Source organism: Marivivens marinus, from assembly GCF_035969385.1.
Taxonomy (GTDB): Bacteria; Pseudomonadota; Alphaproteobacteria; order Rhodobacterales; family Rhodobacteraceae; genus SELP01.
The window spans coordinates 206,009-222,368 of record NZ_JAYKKJ010000004.1 but is presented as its reverse complement, the minus strand read 5'-3'; the positions used below and the strand labels follow the sequence as shown (position 1 = coordinate 222,368).

18 protein-coding genes are annotated in these 16,360 nt (G+C 64.1%); 13 read left to right on the top strand and 5 right to left on the bottom strand.

Translation table 11 applies throughout. The annotated features are described in order from the left end of the window. Position 1 precedes the first annotated feature (1 nt). The 4 genes from U3648_RS08120 (at position 2) to U3648_RS08105 (ending at position 3,733) form a co-directional block, all read left to right on the top strand. Positions 2 to 1,672, top strand: coding sequence for a nitrite/sulfite reductase (locus U3648_RS08120; RefSeq protein WP_420858735.1), 1,671 nt, complete (start codon positions 2 to 4; stop codon positions 1,670 to 1,672). Then, positions 1,662 to 2,402: a phosphoadenylyl-sulfate reductase gene (locus U3648_RS08115; protein ID WP_420858734.1), complete on the top strand. Its 741-nt coding sequence runs from the start codon at positions 1,662 to 1,664 to the stop codon at positions 2,400 to 2,402. The genes U3648_RS08120 and U3648_RS08115 overlap by 11 nt, the downstream gene beginning before the upstream one ends. A gap of 12 nt (positions 2,403 to 2,414) precedes the next feature. Next, on the top strand, positions 2,415 to 2,831 hold the full coding sequence (locus tag U3648_RS08110) for a DUF934 domain-containing protein (protein WP_420858733.1): 417 nt from the start codon (positions 2,415 to 2,417) through the stop codon (positions 2,829 to 2,831). 68 nt (positions 2,832 to 2,899) lie between these two features. Next, a complete protein-coding gene (locus tag U3648_RS08105; protein ID WP_420858732.1) occupies positions 2,900 to 3,733 on the top strand; it encodes a ferredoxin--NADP reductase in 834 nt (277 codons plus the stop codon). A 70-nt stretch (positions 3,734 to 3,803) separates the two neighbouring features. Here U3648_RS08105 and U3648_RS08100 read toward each other — a convergent pair whose 3' ends face one another. Continuing rightward, positions 3,804 to 4,853, bottom strand: coding sequence for a hypothetical protein (locus U3648_RS08100; RefSeq protein ID WP_420858731.1), 1,050 nt, complete (start codon positions 4,851 to 4,853; stop codon positions 3,804 to 3,806). 236 nt (positions 4,854 to 5,089) lie between these two features. On the opposite strand from U3648_RS08100, the gene infC reads away from it, so the two are divergent. After that, complete coding sequence (infC, locus tag U3648_RS08095) at positions 5,090 to 5,602, top strand: translation initiation factor IF-3 (protein ID WP_420858730.1); 513 nt, start codon at positions 5,090 to 5,092, stop codon at positions 5,600 to 5,602. A 59-nt stretch (positions 5,603 to 5,661) separates the two neighbouring features. Here the strand turns inward: infC and U3648_RS08090 are convergent, their stop codons facing one another. Next, positions 5,662 to 6,684 (bottom strand): LacI family DNA-binding transcriptional regulator, encoded by a 1,023-nt coding sequence (locus U3648_RS08090; protein WP_420858729.1) that lies wholly within the window; start codon positions 6,682 to 6,684, stop codon positions 5,662 to 5,664. A gap of 86 nt (positions 6,685 to 6,770) precedes the next feature. Here U3648_RS08090 and U3648_RS08085 point away from each other — a divergent pair, with 86 nt between their 5' ends. Continuing rightward, on the top strand, positions 6,771 to 7,943 hold the full coding sequence (locus U3648_RS08085) for a phytanoyl-CoA dioxygenase family protein (protein ID WP_420858728.1): 1,173 nt from the start codon (positions 6,771 to 6,773) through the stop codon (positions 7,941 to 7,943). A gap of 294 nt (positions 7,944 to 8,237) precedes the next feature. On the opposite strand, the gene U3648_RS08080 is transcribed toward U3648_RS08085, so the two are convergent. Next, positions 8,238 to 8,882 carry a DUF2161 domain-containing phosphodiesterase gene (locus tag U3648_RS08080; protein ID WP_420858727.1) on the bottom strand — a complete coding sequence of 215 codons (645 nt, stop codon included), beginning with the start codon at positions 8,880 to 8,882 and terminating at the stop codon, positions 8,238 to 8,240. Between the two features lie 155 nt (positions 8,883 to 9,037). On the opposite strand from U3648_RS08080, the gene U3648_RS08075 reads away from it, so the two are divergent. Both U3648_RS08075 and U3648_RS08070 read left to right on the top strand, forming a co-directional pair. Continuing rightward, a complete protein-coding gene (locus U3648_RS08075; RefSeq protein WP_420858726.1) occupies positions 9,038 to 9,955 on the top strand; it encodes a manganese-dependent inorganic pyrophosphatase in 918 nt (305 codons plus the stop codon). Between the two features lie 46 nt (positions 9,956 to 10,001). After that, positions 10,002 to 10,367 carry a hypothetical protein gene (locus U3648_RS08070; RefSeq protein WP_420858725.1) on the top strand — a complete coding sequence of 122 codons (366 nt, stop codon included), beginning with the start codon at positions 10,002 to 10,004 and terminating at the stop codon, positions 10,365 to 10,367. 58 nt (positions 10,368 to 10,425) lie between these two features. Here U3648_RS08070 and U3648_RS08065 read toward each other — a convergent pair whose 3' ends face one another. Both U3648_RS08065 and U3648_RS08060 read right to left on the bottom strand, forming a co-directional pair. Then, positions 10,426 to 10,941, bottom strand: coding sequence for an alkylphosphonate utilization protein (locus tag U3648_RS08065; RefSeq protein ID WP_420858724.1), 516 nt, complete (start codon positions 10,939 to 10,941; stop codon positions 10,426 to 10,428). A 63-nt stretch (positions 10,942 to 11,004) separates the two neighbouring features. Then, complete coding sequence (locus tag U3648_RS08060) at positions 11,005 to 12,252, bottom strand: aminopeptidase (RefSeq protein WP_420858723.1); 1,248 nt, start codon at positions 12,250 to 12,252, stop codon at positions 11,005 to 11,007. 118 nt (positions 12,253 to 12,370) lie between these two features. Between U3648_RS08060 and U3648_RS08055 the strand changes: the two genes are divergently transcribed. From U3648_RS08055 to U3648_RS08035, 5 genes are all read left to right on the top strand, one after another. Then, positions 12,371 to 13,243: a TIGR01459 family HAD-type hydrolase gene (locus U3648_RS08055; protein ID WP_420858722.1), complete on the top strand. Its 873-nt coding sequence runs from the start codon at positions 12,371 to 12,373 to the stop codon at positions 13,241 to 13,243. Positions 13,244 to 13,397: 154 nt separating this feature from the next. Beyond that, positions 13,398 to 13,841, top strand: a complete 444-nt coding sequence (locus U3648_RS08050) for a MaoC family dehydratase (RefSeq protein WP_129680758.1) — start codon at positions 13,398 to 13,400, stop codon at positions 13,839 to 13,841. A 38-nt stretch (positions 13,842 to 13,879) separates the two neighbouring features. Then, complete coding sequence (locus U3648_RS08045; RefSeq protein ID WP_420858721.1) at positions 13,880 to 14,830, top strand: bifunctional riboflavin kinase/FAD synthetase; 951 nt, start codon at positions 13,880 to 13,882, stop codon at positions 14,828 to 14,830. After that, the gene (locus U3648_RS08040) at positions 14,823 to 15,293 is read left to right on the top strand and encodes a YcgN family cysteine cluster protein (RefSeq protein ID WP_420858720.1); all 471 of its coding nucleotides are present in this window, start codon (positions 14,823 to 14,825) and stop codon (positions 15,291 to 15,293) included. The genes U3648_RS08045 and U3648_RS08040 overlap by 8 nt, the downstream gene beginning before the upstream one ends. Before the next feature lies 1 nt (position 15,294). Further along, positions 15,295 to 16,347 (top strand): threonine aldolase family protein, encoded by a 1,053-nt coding sequence (locus tag U3648_RS08035; RefSeq protein WP_420858719.1) that lies wholly within the window; start codon positions 15,295 to 15,297, stop codon positions 16,345 to 16,347. Positions 16,348 to 16,360 lie beyond the last annotated feature (13 nt).

The window sequence follows — 16,360 nt, the reverse complement described above, 5'->3', positions numbered from 1 at the left end:
GATGTATCACTACAACGACTTTGACGCCGCATTCGTCCGCGAACGCGTGGCCCAGTTCCGGGCACAGGTGAACCGCCGGATCGACGGATCGCTGACCGAGGATGAATTCCGCCCCCTGCGCCTGATGAACGGGCTGTATCTGCAATTGCACGCCTACATGCTTCGCGTGGCCGTGCCCTATGGCACGCTGAACCCCGCCCAGATGCGCCAGCTGGCCTATATCGCCGATCGCTGGGACAAGGGCTATGGCCATTTCACCACGCGTCAGAACATCCAATACAACTGGCCCAAACTGGCCGATGTGCCGAATATCCTCGACGCACTGGCCGATGTGGGGATGCATGCGATCCAGACCAGCGGCAACACCATCCGCAACGTGACCGCCGATCATTTCGCGGGTGCCGCCGCCGATGAAATCGCCGATCCGCGCCCCGTGGCGGAATTGCTGCGCCAATGGTCCACCGACCATCCGGAGTTCCAGTTCCTGCCGCGCAAGTTCAAGATCGCCATCACCGGCAGCCCGAACGACCGCGCCGTGACCCGCGCCCATGATATCGGGCTGCGCATGGTCCTGAACGACGCGGGCGAACCGGGATTCGAGGTGATCGTCGGCGGCGGCCTTGGCCGCACCCCGATGATCGGCAAAGTGATCCGCGATTTCCTGCCACAGGCCGATCTTTTACCTTACGTCGAGGCGGTCGTCTCGGTCTGGAACTTGTTGGGCCGGCGCGACAACAAGTACAAGGCCCGCATTAAGATCACCGTGCACGAGCATGGAATCGAAGAGATTTCCCGGCTGGTCGAGGACCGGTTCGCGGAACTGCGCCCGGCCTTCTCCGGCGTCGATCAGGATCTTCTGGCCGAGATCGAACAGCACTTCCAGCCGCCCGCCTTCACGATCAAACCGGTGGACGGATACGAGGCCGCCCGCGCCGCGAACCCGGCCTTCCGCAGCTGGACCGATACCAACTTGGCCCAGCACAAGGCGCCGGGCTATGCCATCGTCTCGGTCTCGATCAAGGCGCATGGGCAGACGCCGGGCGACGCCACATCGGAGCAGATGCGCATGCTTGCCGATCTGGCCGAGGTCTTTGGCCACGGCGAATTGCGGATCAGCCACGAACAGAACGTGATCCTGCCGCATGTCCATAAATCCGACCTGCCCGAGGTCTATGCCCGCCTGCGCGACGCGGGTCTGGCCACCGCGAATATCGGGCTGGCCTCGGACATCATCGCCTGCCCCGGCATGGACTACTGCGCCCTTGCCACCGCCCGGTCGATCCCGATCGCGCAAGAGATCGCGACCCGCTTTGACGAACTCAAGCTGGAACACGAGGTCGGTCCGCTGAAGATCAAGATCTCGGGCTGCATCAACGCCTGCGGTCATCACCATGTCGGCCATATCGGCATTCTGGGGCTGGATCGCGCAGGGGTGGAAAACTACCAGATCACCCTTGGCGGCGATGGCACCGAAGACGCCGCCATCGGCACCAAGACCGGCCCCGGTTTCTCTGCCGATGAAATTGTCCCCGCGATCGAACGGATCGTCCGCGCCTATGTTGCCCTGCGCGAAAGCCCCGAAGAGACCTTTCTTCAGGCCTTCCGCCGGGTGGGCATGACTCCGTTCAAATCCGCGCTCTATGAAGCGGAGGAAAAGGCCGATGCCGCTTGACCTGACCCATAAAGTTGCCGGGCTGAATGACCGCTACCGCCACCACGGTGCCACCGCCGTGCTGGAACGCGCCTTGGGCGACACCGAGATCGGCAAGATCGCCCTGGTGTCGTCCTTCGGCGCGGAATCGGTTGTTCTGCTGCATCTTGTTTCGGTGATCGACCGGAAAACCCCGGTCCTGTTCATCGACACCGAAATGCTGTTCGCCGAGACGCTGGTCTATCAGCAGGAACTGGCGGAACGGCTGCGGCTGGAGGACGTGTGGATTATCCGCCCGACGCGCGAAGCCGTGTTCAGGGACGACAACGAGGGGCTGTTGCACCTGCACGACCCCGATGCCTGCTGCACCCTGCGCAAGACGGTGCCACTGCAACAGGCCCTGTCCGGGTTCGACGCTTGGATCACCGGGCGCAAACGGTATCAGGGCGGCAAGCGTGAGGCCCTGCAATTCTTCGAGGCCGAGGACGGCACCGGGCGGATCAAGATCAACCCGCTGGCCCATTGGGGCACCGAGGATGTGAAGGATTACATCGCCGAAAACCGCCTGCCCCGGCACCCGCTGGTGTCCAAGGGCTACCCGTCCATCGGCTGTGCGCCATGCACCACCCGCGTGAACGACGGGGAAGACCCGCGCGCGGGTCGCTGGCGCGGCAGCGACAAGACCGAATGCGGCATCCATTTCGTGGATGGCAAGATCGTGCGCGGCCCGGTCACCACCGATGCCGCCTGAGAGGACAAGACAATGAACGTGATCGTAACCGACGCGGGCTTTGGCCCTGATGACTGGACCGGCGATATCGTGACGCCCGATGCCCTGCCCGCCAATGATGGTGGCGCCATCGGGCTGGACCTTGCCCCGGATGCCGACCTTGCGGGGCTGGACTTGTCCGGTGGGCGGATCGGCCTGATCCGGATTGGCTTTCCGGCCTTTTCAGACGGGCGGGGGTTTACCCTTGCCCGGCTCTTGCGCGCCCGTGGCTATGCCGGGCGGTTGCGCGCCTGTGGCCATGTGATCGCCGACCAATATGCCATGGCCCGCCGCGCCGGGTTTGACGAGGTCGAGATCAGCGCCGAACTGGCCGCCCGCCAGCCCGAGGACCAATGGCTGGCCCGCGCCAACTGGCAATCCCATGACTACCAGCGCCGCCTGCGCGGGTAAGTCCCTTTAACTGACCCAGATCAAAGACTAGAAGGGGACGTGGCATCAATACATGCCGCGAGCGAAATATGACAGAGTTGATGCCCGTGACCGAAACCACCGCCGTGAAAGCCACCCCCACCCTGCCCGACGCGCAGACCGTGACCGAGGTGCAGCACTATACCGACCGCCTGTTTTCCTTTCGGGTGTCGCGGCCGCAGTCCCTGCGGTTCCGCTCGGGCGAATTCGTGATGATCGGCCTGATGGGCGACAACGGCAAACCGCTTCTGCGGGCTTATTCCATTGCCTCGCCCGCATGGGACGAAGAGCTGGAGTTCTATTCGATCAAGGTTCCCGATGGGCCGCTGACGTCGAAGCTGCAACACATCCAGCCCGGCGATCAGGTGATCCTGCGCCCGAAACCCGTGGGCACGCTGGTGCATGACGCCCTTCTGCCGGGCAAGCGGATCTGGTTCTTCGCGACCGGCACCGGCTTTGCGCCCTTTGCCTCGCTCCTGCGGGAACCGCAGACCTACGAGGATTACGACGAGGTTATCATCACCCACACCTGCCGCGAGGTGGGCGAACTGACCTATGGCCGCAAGATCATCGACAGCCTGAAAAACGACGAACTGTTGAACGAGGTGATCGGCGAAGGGTTCTGGAAGAAGATCAAATACTACCCCACCACCACCCGCGAAGAGAGTGCCAAGATGGGCCGGATCACCGACCTGATGCGCTCGGGCGAGGCCTTTGAGGACCTTGGCGTGCCGCCCCTGTCGCCCGAGACCGACCGGGCGATGATCTGCGGTAACCTTGCCTTCAACCTCGAACTCAAGGAGATGCTGGAAGGCTACGGGCTTGTCGAAGGGGCGAATTCCAATCCGCAACACTATGTTGTGGAAAAGGCGTTCCTGGACTGAGGTCAACAGTCACCGGACATGAAAAGGGCCGCCCAATCGGGCGGCCCTTCGTATTTGGATAAGGCGGGGATTACATTCCCAGCGCTTCTTTCACCTGGGTGATCACGCCTTCGACCAGATCGGGATTGTCGGCGGCCTGGTTCACGGCGGTGGTCAGCGCGGTTTTCTGAAGCGCGCCAAGGTCAGAGGCTTCGATCGCTTCCACGATCTTGGCCGCATCAAAACCGTCGGCGGTCAGCAGCGACGACAGATCCGTGCCATCGGCAGCAGTGTCGGCCATGTCGGCAGCGGCTTCCTCGGTCGACGCGGCGGCCTCTTCGGTCGCAGCAGCAGCATCGTCGGCCATGTCAGCAGCGGCGCTGGTGGCTTCTTCCGTGGCAGCAGCGGCATCCTCTACAACTTCCTCGGTCGCGGCAGCGGCGTCATCGGCCATGTCGGCGGCGGCGTCGGCAGCTTCCTCGGTGGCAGCAGCGGCATCGTCCACGGCTTCTTCGGTCGCGGCGGCGGCGTCATCAGCCATATCAGCGGCGGCGTCAGCAGCTTCCTCGGTGGCGGCGGCAACATCGTCCACGGCTTCTTCGGTCGCGGCAGCAGCATCGTCAGCCATATCAGCGGCGGCGTCGGCAGCTTCCTCGGTGGCAGCGGCAGCATCGTCCACGGCGTCTTCGGTCGCGGCGGCGGCGTCATCGGCAGCGCGCTCGGCAGTCTCGGCAGCACCTTCGGCGGCGTCGGCAGTCTCTTCAACGGCCTCTGCGGCGGCATCGGTTGCTTCATCGGCAGCGCCGGTGATGTCGTCGACAACACCTTCAACGGCTTCGGTCACCGCATCGGTGGCCTCTTCGACCACCTCTTCCACTGCTTCTTCAACCGCGGTGGTTGCTTCCTCGACGGCTTCTTCAACCGCCTCGGTCACCTGATCGGCCACATCGCTGGCTTCCTCGGCGGCCTCGGCAGCCTCTTCAGCGGCGTCGGTCGCCATGTCCTCGGTCGCCTCGGCGGCTTCCTCGGCCTGACCGGTCAGCGCCTTGACGGCCTCCACCGGGCCACGGCCGTTTGCAGCATACTGGTAGCCGAAAAATCCAAGCACGGCGGCGATGACAATAATGATTGTCGCTCTCATCTCACGATCCCTTTCAAAACGGAATTCCCCCCAAGGGAGATTCGACCTACTCTATGTCAGATGCAGCAAAGATACGGAAGCGGGAACGAAAGCGCCATTCTCCCCCCGCAATTATTGGCCGAGAGGCCGTTTTTTGCGGGTTGCGGTCCCGCGGTCCGGGGTCTAGTTTGCAGGCCGAATTCGCCAATGTTCGAAAGGGAAAAACCATAGCTCGCAGACCTCATAACGCACCCCCGGTGCGTGACACCGGCCCCCGCGTCAACGATCGCATTCGGGCCCCTGAAATCCGCCTCATCGGTGCCGAAGGTGAAAACCTTGGCGTCGTTCATCCCGCGAAGGCAATGGACCTGGCTGAAGAGGCCGGCCTTGACCTCGTGGAAATCTCGCCCAATGCCAATCCGCCGGTCTGCAAGATCATGGACTACGGCAAGTTCAAGTACGAGACCCAGAAGAAAGAGGCCGAGGCCCGCAAGAAGCAGAAGATCATCGAAATCAAGGAAGTGAAGTTCCGTCCCGGGACCGATACCCATGATTACGACGTGAAGATGCGCAATGTGTACAAGTTCCTTGAAAACGGCGACAAGGTGAAGGTGACCCTGCGGTTCCGTGGCCGCGAGATGGCGCACCAGGATCTTGGCCGCGAGCTGTTGCAGCGCATTGCCGAGGACGTAAAAGAACACGGCAAGATCGAGAACATGCCGAAGATGGAAGGCCGCCAGATGGTCATGATGATCGGCCCGCTGAAGTAGCGCTCGATCCCATCCAAGAAAAGGACCGCCCCGTCGCAGACGCGGGCGGTCTTTTCATGTCAGGCGCCGGGCAGGTTCGCGGGGGTGATGACCCGGATGTCCGACTGGCCGGCCCGATCCGGCCCCGGCCCGATCCGATGCGCGGCCAGCAGATGCCGGAACGCGGTTTCCATGTCTGCCCGCAAGTCGTGTTCCAGAACGACGGTCAGCCGGCCCTGCCGCAAAAGCGCGCGGTTCTCGCGGTCCAGATCGTGGGCGATATAGACCTGCGGCGCGATCCCGACCTTGTCCAACTGCGCAAGGATGGTGCGGTTGCCGCCCCCCATGGAATAGACCCCGCGAATGTCGGGCAAATCGGCCAGCGCCTGCCCGACTTTCTCTGCTGTGCCATCGGACAGCCCGCCGCCGCCGCTGGCGTCGCGGATCACAAGTGCCGGGGCCAGCCGGGCAAGATCGGCGGCAAACCCGGCGAACCGGGCCTCCTCGCCGGCGAAGGCGCTGTCAGACATGGTGGTCAGAACCACACCGGACCGCCCGCCCAGCATCTGTGCCATCAGGAAGGCCGCCGTGCGCCCGGCGGCGGCATTGTCCAGCCCGGCATAGGCCAGACGATCGGGCGCTTCCACATCGGTCAGCAGCGTGACCACTGGGATGCCCCGCGCGGCCAGCCGGCCAATGGCGGCACGGATCGGCCCGGTATCCCGCGCCTTGAGAACCACGCCCTGACTGCCCCGCCCGGCGATCCGGTCAAGGATCGCCACGGTCTGCGCCTCATCCATCCGTTCGTGAAAATCGAACCGGGGGCGCAGGACCGCCCCGCCCAGACGGGGCAGGACCGCCTCGGTCGCGGTGCGGATCTCGGCCGAAAACCGGCGCGGGGCTTCGACAACCAGATCCACGAACAGCCTGCGGCCACGGGCGGCCAACTGGGCCTCTTGACCCTCCAACTCGCGCAGGGCCGCGGCCACGCGCGCCCGCGTTTGCGGGCTGACGTGGGGGCGGCCATTGATCACCCGGTCCACGGTCGCGGTGGACAGGCCCGCCTGCGCAGCGATCTCCTTGATGGGAAAGCGATGGGTCATTGATGGATTATTGATGGAATTTTCCGCAGACGGCAATCCCGCGCCGGGCGTAACCTGACCCCGACATGCGAACGGGAGGAACCGCAATGAAAGACCTGAGCCAATCCACGCCCGCGTACTTCCGGGCAGAAGACTGCGACCTGAATGACCTGAAGGCGCTATGCGAACAAACCCTGTCGATCCGCGATGTGCCCCATGCGGCGTCGGTAGAAAAGAACGTGGCCATCTACGAAGCCCGTGCCCTGCGCCCGGCCCTGTCCGACCCGGCGGCCCGGCCCCATCTTCTGGCGGAATGGGCGCATCTGCTGCGCTGGTCGGCAGGGGTCTTCGTGATCAAAGGGGCGTATGCCGATACCGCCCCCATCGACCGGGCGACCGAGATCTACATGCAGATCATCGCAGACGAAAAGGACGGCCATACCGCAGCCGACCATTTCGCCGCCGCCGGGTCGAACGATCGGGTCTGGAACAGCCTGCAAAAACTGTGCGAGGCCGACCCCGAGGTCTTTGCCCGCTATTTCGGCAATGTGAACATCGATGCCGCCTGCGAGGCCTGGCTGGGTCCGAACTATCAGATGACGGCGCAGGTGAACCTTGTGCATCCGGGCGGCGCGGCGCAGCAGGCGCACCGGGATTATCACCTTGGGTTCCAGACGGCGGATGTTTCGGCCCGGTATCCCGCCCATGTGCACGACCTGTCGCCGGTGATGACCCTTCAGGGTGGGATCGCACATTGTGACATGCCCATCGAAAGCGGCCCGACCAAGCTCTTGCCGTTCAGCCAGGCCTACCGCGCCGGATACGCCGCCTATCGGCTGGCCGAGTTCCGCGATTATTTCGAGGAGAACTTCGTGCAGCTTCCGCTGGAAAAGGGCGACGCGATCTTCTTTAACCCCGCACTATTCCATGCCGCCGGGGCCAACCGGACCACCGATCAGGAAAGGTTCGTGAACCTTGTGCAGGTGTCCTCGGCCTTTGGCCGGTCGCTGGAAGCGATCAACCGCGACCGGATGTGCCGCCTGCTATATCCGGTGCTGCACAAGGGGATTTCGGGCATGTCGGCAGAGGAGGTGGACGCCGCCATTTCCGCCACGGCAGAGGGCTATCCCTTCCCGACCAACCTTGACCGCGATCCGCCGGTGGGCGGGCTGGCCCCGGAATCGCAGGCCGCCCTGTTCCGTCGAGGGCTGGCCGAAGGCATGTCGCCCGCCGCCTTCAACGCGGCACTGGACGCCAAGGCGCTGAAACAGACGGTGTAGGCTCAGCAGAGGTATGCGCCCGACCGGGTGGGCGCAGAATGCGCCCGCCGTGGGGCGGGCGGGCGCATGCCGGTCCGCTTCGCGCACCGGCAAAGACAAGTGCGCCAATCGCCCCTAACCGGATAAGCCCGCGCATTGCCTGCCCGTGGGGTGGCGATGCGCGGCGAATTCTATGTCCCTTTATGCCTGCCGCTTCGGAAATGTGGAAAGCGGCGAGCGACGGCACACAAATCGCCAGCCCGCCGGGACGGGCAGGCGATGCGCGGGCGGCCTGCGGCCTTGTCCCCGCGCGGCCTAACCCTCGCCCCAGTCCGCCAGCCCGCGCTGGCCTTCCTTGGTCAGCCCATAGACACCCCGCGCGACCCGTTCGAACCAGCCATAATGGTTGTCGGCCATGATCCGGGTCGCCTGCGGCACCTCGGCCCAGTCCGCCACCTTGGCCCCGCGCGACGGTCCATGCACCGCAAGGAACCGGGCGCAGGCCAGCGCATCCTGCCGGTAGCCGGTGACGATCCCGTGTCGGGTCGCGCCGCCATCGTTCGGATCGCCGCGCAACCGGTCAAATTCGCGCAAAAGCCGGGCCGATTTCTTTGCCGACTTTCGGGGGCGATAGGGGCCGGGGTCGCATTGCACCTCGACGAACCCATCGCGGGGCCGGACAAAGATCACCCCCAACCCCAGCATCCGGGCCAGTTTCACGTTGTCGCGGGCCGCCTTTTTCGGGGTAGGAACACAGATATAGACCCGGTCACTGATGGCCTGTCGGGCAATGGCCTGATGAAACAGCGCCAGCGAAAAACCCAGCTTCAATTCGACGATCAGCGGTTCTTCCGCCCCGCGCCGCGCCACCACGTCGGCCGCGCCGACCTCGCCCTTTACGGTATAACCCTGCGCCTCAAGGTGGGCCTTCAGAGGCGGGTAGAGATCACGTTCCTTCATGGGCGCATCCGACGCGAAACACGGCCCCGGCGCAAGACCCATGAGCTGCCCGCATGGCGGGGCTGATCCATGCGGCGAACCGTCCCCCGTGACAAGCCCCCTGCCCCTGCCTATAAGGCGCGCGAAGCACATCTGAACGTCAGGACGATTATCCCATGACCACCCTCGTTTTCGGGCACAAGGCCCCCGACACCGATTCCACCGGCGCCCCGCTGATCTGGGCCTGGTACCTGTCGCACAAGGGCCAGCCGGCCGAAGCCCGGCTTCTGGGCCAGCCCAACACCGAAGCGGCCTTTGTCGCGCAGCGCTGGGGCTTTGACCTGCCCGAAATCATCGCGGATGTGGCCGACGATCAGCCTTGCGTGATCGTGGACACCAACAACCCCGCCGAGCTGCCCGCCAACATCAACAACGCCGACGTTCAGGCGATCATCGACCACCACAAGCTGGTCGGCGGTCTGGAAACCAAAGGGCCGATCGACATCACCATCCGCCCGCTGGCCTGCACCGTGACCGTCATGCACGACCTGATGGGCGACGATGCCGCCGCCATGCCCGAGGCGATCAAGGGGCTGATGCTGTCCTGCATCCTGTCCGACACGCTGGAATTCCGCTCGCCCACCACCACGCCGACCGACAAGGCGCTGGCCGAAGCGCTGGCCGCCGATCTGGGCATCTCGATCCCTGACTACGCCGCCGAAATGTTCGCCGCTAAATCAGATGTCTCGGCCTTCTCGGATGCCGAACTGCTGCGGATGGATTCCAAGGAATACGAAGTTGGCGGCAAACAGTTCCGGGTTTCGGTTCTGGAAACCACCGCACCGCAAATGGTGCTGGACCGCAAGGACAGCCTGATGGCGTCGATGGTCGATGTGGCCGCCGAAGACGGTGCCGATCAGGTGCTTCTGTTCGTCGTCGACATCCTGAACGAAGAAGCCACCCTGCTGGTCCCTAACGACCTTGTGAAAACCGTGGCCGAGAAAAGCTTTGGTGCGACGGTCAGCGGCGACACGGTGGTCCTGCCCGGCATCATGAGCCGGAAAAAGCAGATCATTCCGAACCTAAAAGTCTGATATGGAAGGGGCCGCGTTTCGCGGCCCTTTTCATTTGGAGACCCTGATGAGTTTTCGTGCGCTTGCCCTTGCCACCACCGTCCTTTGCGCGGCACTTGCGGTTGGCCTGATGGTGGCCCCCGGTTTCTTCGCCGCCACCTTCGGGTTGGACCCGGTGACAGAGGCGGCGGTCATGGCGCGACGGGCGTCCGTCCTGTTCGTGGGACTTGGTGGCATGGTCTATGCCACCCGCGACCTGCCCGAAGGACGGATGCGGCGTGGCGTTGCCTTGTCGGTCTTTGCGATGATGGCGGGGCTTGTGGCGCTGGGACTGGCCGAACTTGCCGCCGGGCGGGTCGGGACGGGGATCTTTGTCGCCGTGATCCCCGAATTCCTGTTCGCCTTGGGCTATGCCCGGCACCTGCGCGGGTAGAGCATGACGCGTTCAAGTGAATGCTTGAATCCGGTTGAGCGGGACACGCTATAGACGATCAGCTTTTCTTCACGAATTGGGTCAGGATGACGATCCGCTGGCCCTCGACCCGGCCTTCGATATGGCCCGCGTTGTCCGGCACCAGTGAAATGCCCCGCACTGCCGTGCCACGCTTGGCCGTAAATCCCGCGCCCTTGACCGGCAGGTCCTTGATCAGGACGACCGTGTCCCCCTGCGCAAGGACCGCGCCGTTGCTGTCGCGGTGAATGATGTCGGGCACCGCGGATATCCCGGCCTCGGCCAGCGCCAGCACCTCGGGCTCCAGATATGCGATGTCCAGAAGATCGCGGGCCCAGGGGGCTTCGGGCAGGGATTTCAGCAACCGAAACGCCAGAACCTGCGCCGCCGGTTCGGTGGACCAGATCGCCTCGTTCAGGCACTGCCAATGGGGCGCGTCCTGTGGCCCCTCTTCCACCCCGGTCAAGCAAGCGGCGCAAAGGGGCGCGGACAGATCCGTCGCGGCAATATCATGGGCAGTGGCGCCATCGGCGCCGCACAGGAGGCAAGTTGTCATTGATCTTTCCTTTCGGGATTGCCCCGCTCTAGCAGCACAGGTCTGGTTGTCCAGTCAAAGCCCCTACTGCGCCCATTCGCCCTTGCGGAACACTGGCACACGGGTGCCATCGGGCATGATTCCGTCGATGTCGGTCTCGGGCCCGCCAATCATCCAGTCGACGTGAATAAGGCTGGTGTTTCCGCCCCCCGCTGTCACCGCCTCGGGGTTGCTGGCGATCTCGTCCTTGAAGCAATCGGAATAGCATTGGCCCTGCGCGATGTGGCAGGCGGCGTTTTCGTCATAGAGCGTGTTGAAGAACAGCAGGCCCGATTGCGATATGGGCGAGGAATGGGGCACCAGCGCCACCTCTCCCAGACGCGCCGCGCCTTCGTCGGTTTCGATCAGCTTGCGGAACACAGCCTTGCCCTCGCTCGCCGTGGCCTCGACGATACGGCCGCCCTCAAAGCGGACCGAGATATCGGAAATCAGCGTGCCCTGATGCACCAGCGGCTTCGATGCCTTGGCGACCCCATCGACCCGCTGCGCATGGGGGGTCGAAAACACCTCTTCAGTGGGGATGTTCGGGTTGCAAGTGATGCCGTTCTTGGCCTTCGACGCGCCACCTTTCCACGCGTGGCCGTCGGCCATGCCCACGGTCAGGTCTGTGCCTCCGCCGGTGAAATGCAAGGCCGAGAACGCCTGATCATTCAGCCATTCGGTGCGGGCCTTCAGGCGGGCGTTATGCGCCTCCCATTCGGCGATGGGATCGTCGCGGTCCACGCGGCTGGCCGCGAACAGGGCCTTGGCCAGTGCCGCCACGGCCTCGGTTTCCGGCAGGTCGGGGAAGACCTGTTTCGCCCAGGCCTTGCCGGGATAGGACACAATGTTCCAGTTGATGTCGAAATTGGCGATTTTCTGAAGCGCCGGGCGATAGGCCATCGAATTGGCCTTGCCCGCGCGGGCCACTTTCTCGGGGTCCTGCCCTTTCAGCAGCATCGGGTTGTCCGCAGAAATCGCTAGTCGCGCGGCGTTATTGGCGAATGCCTCTGCCATCCCGGCATAAAGCCAATCCGGCGCACGGTCGAAAGCCTCGTCGCTTGCGTTGTTGAACTTGGCCAGCGTCACGCCCTCATCCGATAGGATCGGCGTCACAACGCCCGCGCCCGCCCGATAGGCCGCCGCCGCGATCCGGCGCACCAACGGCAGCGCCTCGACCGGGGCGGTCATCAGCAGATCCTGACCGGGCTGCAATTGCAGGCCGACCTTCACGGCAACCTCGGCCAGTCTGTCCAGACAGGTTACGTCAAAGGGAAGGGAGTCGTCGGTCATATACAGCCTCACTGGTTCAGGTTCCGGCGGATACTACGCGCCCAGCGGGCGGCGTCCAGCCCCTCGCCCCGGTTGACGTGACGTGCTAGGAACGGGGCAAACGATCAAGGACAGGCCCATGACCCGCATTATCCAGACCTTCGCCGAGATTTCGGACCAATACGACGTGGCTTTCGTGGATCTTTGGGGCTGTATGCACAACGGGCTGCGCGCCTTTCCCGACGCCGTCGCGGCGATGCAGGGGTTCCGCGCCCGAGGCGGCAAGGTGGTTCTGGTGACCAATGCCCCCCGCGCCCGCGGTCCGGTGGCTGCCCAGATCGACCGTCTGGGGATTCCCGACGACGCCTGGGACAGTATCGCCACCAGCGGCGACAGCGCCCGCGCGGCCATGTTCCGGGGGGCGGTCGGTGAAAAGGTCTGGTTCATGGGCGAGGCGCATGACGAAAGCTTTTTCGAGCCGCTGGCGATCATCGACAACCCGGTCCCGGTGCGTAAGGTTCCATTGGACGAGGCCGACGGCATCGTCTGTTGCGGCCCCTTCGACCCGCACGCCGACCCGGAGGTGAACCGGCCCGAGTTCCTCTATGCCAAGACCAAGGGCATGAAACTTCTCTGCGCCAATCCCGATATCGTCGTGGACCGGGGCGAATCCCGTGAATGGTGCGCCGGGGCATTGGCGCGCCTCTATACGGAAATGGGGGGCGAGAGCCTGTATTTTGGCAAACCGCACCCGCCGATTTATGACCTCGCCCGCCGCCGCTATGCCGCGTTGGACGGCGCGGTTTCTGACCCAAGGATCATCGCCATCGGCGATGGTATCCGCACCGATATCCTTGGCGCGCAGGGCGAAGACATCGACAGCCTGTTCATCACCGGCGGACTTGCGGCGGCAGAGACCAAGACAACGGACCAGCCCGACCCGGCCGCGCTGGACGATCTGGTCGTGGCGGAACAAGTGACCCCGACCTACGCCATCGGCTTCCTGCGCTGATATTCCCGATATCGCCGCCGTCATCCGCCCCCATTAGGGGGGGATCAATTCCGGCTGTCTGAACCGAATCCCCTTGATTTTGCTGCAACTGCAAAGTAATTAAGTTTCAAAATCGGATACGAACTGGACAATTTGTTACCTGATGGAGCGCGACATGCTGGACAATGCCCCCCGTGGGACGATCTGCATCGAAGACATTGAAATCGGCATGGTGCGGTCGCTGCGCAAGGTCGTGACAGACCGCGATATCGAGTTGTTCGCCGAAGTATCGACCGACCGGAACCCGGTGCATCTGGACGACGATTACGCGCAGGACACCATCTTTGAAGGGCGGATCGCCCATGGGATGCTGACCGCCGGGCTGGTATCTGCGGTGATCGGGGAACAGCTTCCGGGGCATGGCACGGTCTATCTGGGCCAAAGCCTGAAGTTCCTTGGCCCCGTCCGTCCCGGCGATATGGTTCTGGCCGAGGTCGAAGTGACCGGCATCGACCATTCCAAGCGGCGGGTGACGATGGATACCCGCTGTCTGGTGAACGGCAAGAAGGTCCTGATTGGCGAAGCGACCGTGCTGGCCCCCAGCCGCAAGTTCGACTGATCTTGCACCGGCTGCCCCTTGGGGCTACCCAAGCGGTCATGCGCATTCTACGTGACACCCTCTTCATTGATCCCGCCGACCGGGGCGCGGTTGCGGCCATCGGCAACTTTGACGGGGTCCATCTTGGCCACCGGGCGGTGATCGACGCGACCCGCGCCGTGGCCAACGATCTGGGCGCGCCGCTGGGCGTTATGACTTTTGAACCGCACCCGCGCGAATATTTCGCCAGCGTCAAAGGCATCGACATGCCGCCCTTCCGCCTGATGAGCGCCGAGGCAAAGGCGCACCGGATGGCGAAGATCGGCATCGACCTTCTGTTCGAGATTACTTTCAACGACACGCTTGCCTCGCTGACGCCCGAGGACTTTGCACGGACGATCCTGTCCGACCGGCTGGGCCTGCGTCATGTCGTCGTGGGCGAGGATTTCTTCTTTGGCAAGAACCGCGCCGGGGATGCTGGGATGCTGCGGGCCTTCGGGGCCGAGATGGGCTTTGGCGTCACCGTCCTGCCGCTGGTCGAGGTCGGCACCGGAGAGGTCTCCTCGACCGCGATCCGGCAGGCGCTTGGCGATGGCCGCCCGCGCGATGCGGCGGCGATGCTGGGCCATTGGCACCGGATCGACGGGGCGGTGATCCGCGGTGACCAGCGGGGTCGCGACCTAGGCTACCCGACCGCAAACATGTCCATTGCCGGGCTTCACCCGCCCCGCTTTGGCGTCTACGCGGTCAAGGTCGATGTGCTGACCGGCCCCCATGCGGGCAGCTATGACGGGGCGGCGTCGATTGGGGTGCGCCCGACCTTTGGCGAAAACCACCCCAACTGCGAAACCTTCCTGTTCGATTTCAAGGGCGACCTTTACGGCGAAGACCTGTCTGTCGCCCTGATCGACTACCTGCGTCCCGAGGAAAAGTTCGACAGCCTAGAGGCGCTGATCACCCAGATGGACGCCGATTGCGCCCGCGCCCGAGAGATCCTGGCCGATGTCTGACGGCCCTGCGCGCGACGGGCTGCGCCCCCGGTTCTGGGCCAACGTCCCCATGTCCAAGATGACCAAGGACGAATGGGAGGCGCTGTGCGACGGCTGCGGTAAATGCTGCCTGAACAAGCTGGAGGATGAAGAAACGGGCGAGGTCGTGCTGACCCGCGTCGCCTGCCGCCTGCTGGACGATGACAGCTGCCTGTGCAGCCAATACGACATCCGGCATCAGTTCGTGCCGGAATGCATCGTCCTGACCCCAAAGACCATCATCGACAACCTGTATTGGTTGCCCCAGACCTGCGCCTACCGGCTGGTCCACGAAGGCCGCGACCTGTTTCACTGGCACCCGCTGATTTCCGGCGACCCGGCCACCGTCCACGCGGCGGGCGTGTCGGTGCAGGGCATCACCGTGCCCGAATACGAGGTGGCCGAGGAAGACTGGGAAGACCACCTGATCGAGGAGCCTTTGTGACATGGAATTTGCATCCGACAATGCGGGCCCGGCCCATCCGAAGGTGCTTGAGGCGCTGATCGCCGCCAATACGGGCTATGCCGGGGGCTACGGCGCCGACAGCGTGACAGAGGCCGTGCAGGCCCGCATCCGTGACATATTCGAAGCGCCCGAGGCTGCGGTCTATCTTGTCGGCACCGGCACGGCCGCGAACTCCCTGATCCTCGCCACGTTAGCCAACCCTTGGGACACGGTGTTCTGCACCTCCATGGCCCATATCAACGAAGACGAATGCAACGCGCCGGAGTTTTTCACCGGCGGCACCAAGCTGACGCTAGTGAAAGATGCAGACGCCCGGATGGATCCCGAGGCCCTGCGCGCCGCCATCGCCGCAGAGGAAAGCCGGGGCGTTCATGGCCCACAGCGCGGCCCGGTTTCGATCACGCAGGTGACGGAACGCGGCACCGTCTATTCGCTAGACCATATCCGCGCGATCACCGGCGTTGCCCGCGATTTCGGCCTGAAAACCCATCTGGACGGGGCGCGGTTTGCCAATGCGCTGGTGGCCCTTGGCTGCACCCCCGCCGAGATGACGTGGAAGGCCGGCATCGACGCGGTCAGCTTTGGTGGCACCAAGAATGGCTGTCTTGGGGTCGAGGCCTGTATCTTCTTTGAGCCGGCCAAGGCGTGGGAATTCGAATTGCGCCGCAAGCGGGGCGCACATCTGTTTTCCAAGCACCGCTACCTCGCCGCGCAAATGCAGGCCTATTTGCGGGACGATCTGTGGCTGGACAACGCCCGCGCCGCCAATACCGCCGCCGCGCGGCTGGCGGCGGGGTTCGCTGCCCATCCGCAGGTAACGCTGGCCCATCCTGCCGAGGCGAACATCGTCTTCGCCCGATTCCCGCGCCACCTGCACGCCAAGATGCAGCGTGCCGGGGCGCATTACTATGTCTGGGATGGCGACCCATTCAGCGGCGACCCGGAAGAGCAGCTTATGGGCCGGTTCGTCTGCGACTGGAGCGCGGACCCGGCGGAAACCGACAGGTTTCTGGAGTTGCTCGCGCAGGGTTGACAGCCAAGCCTCG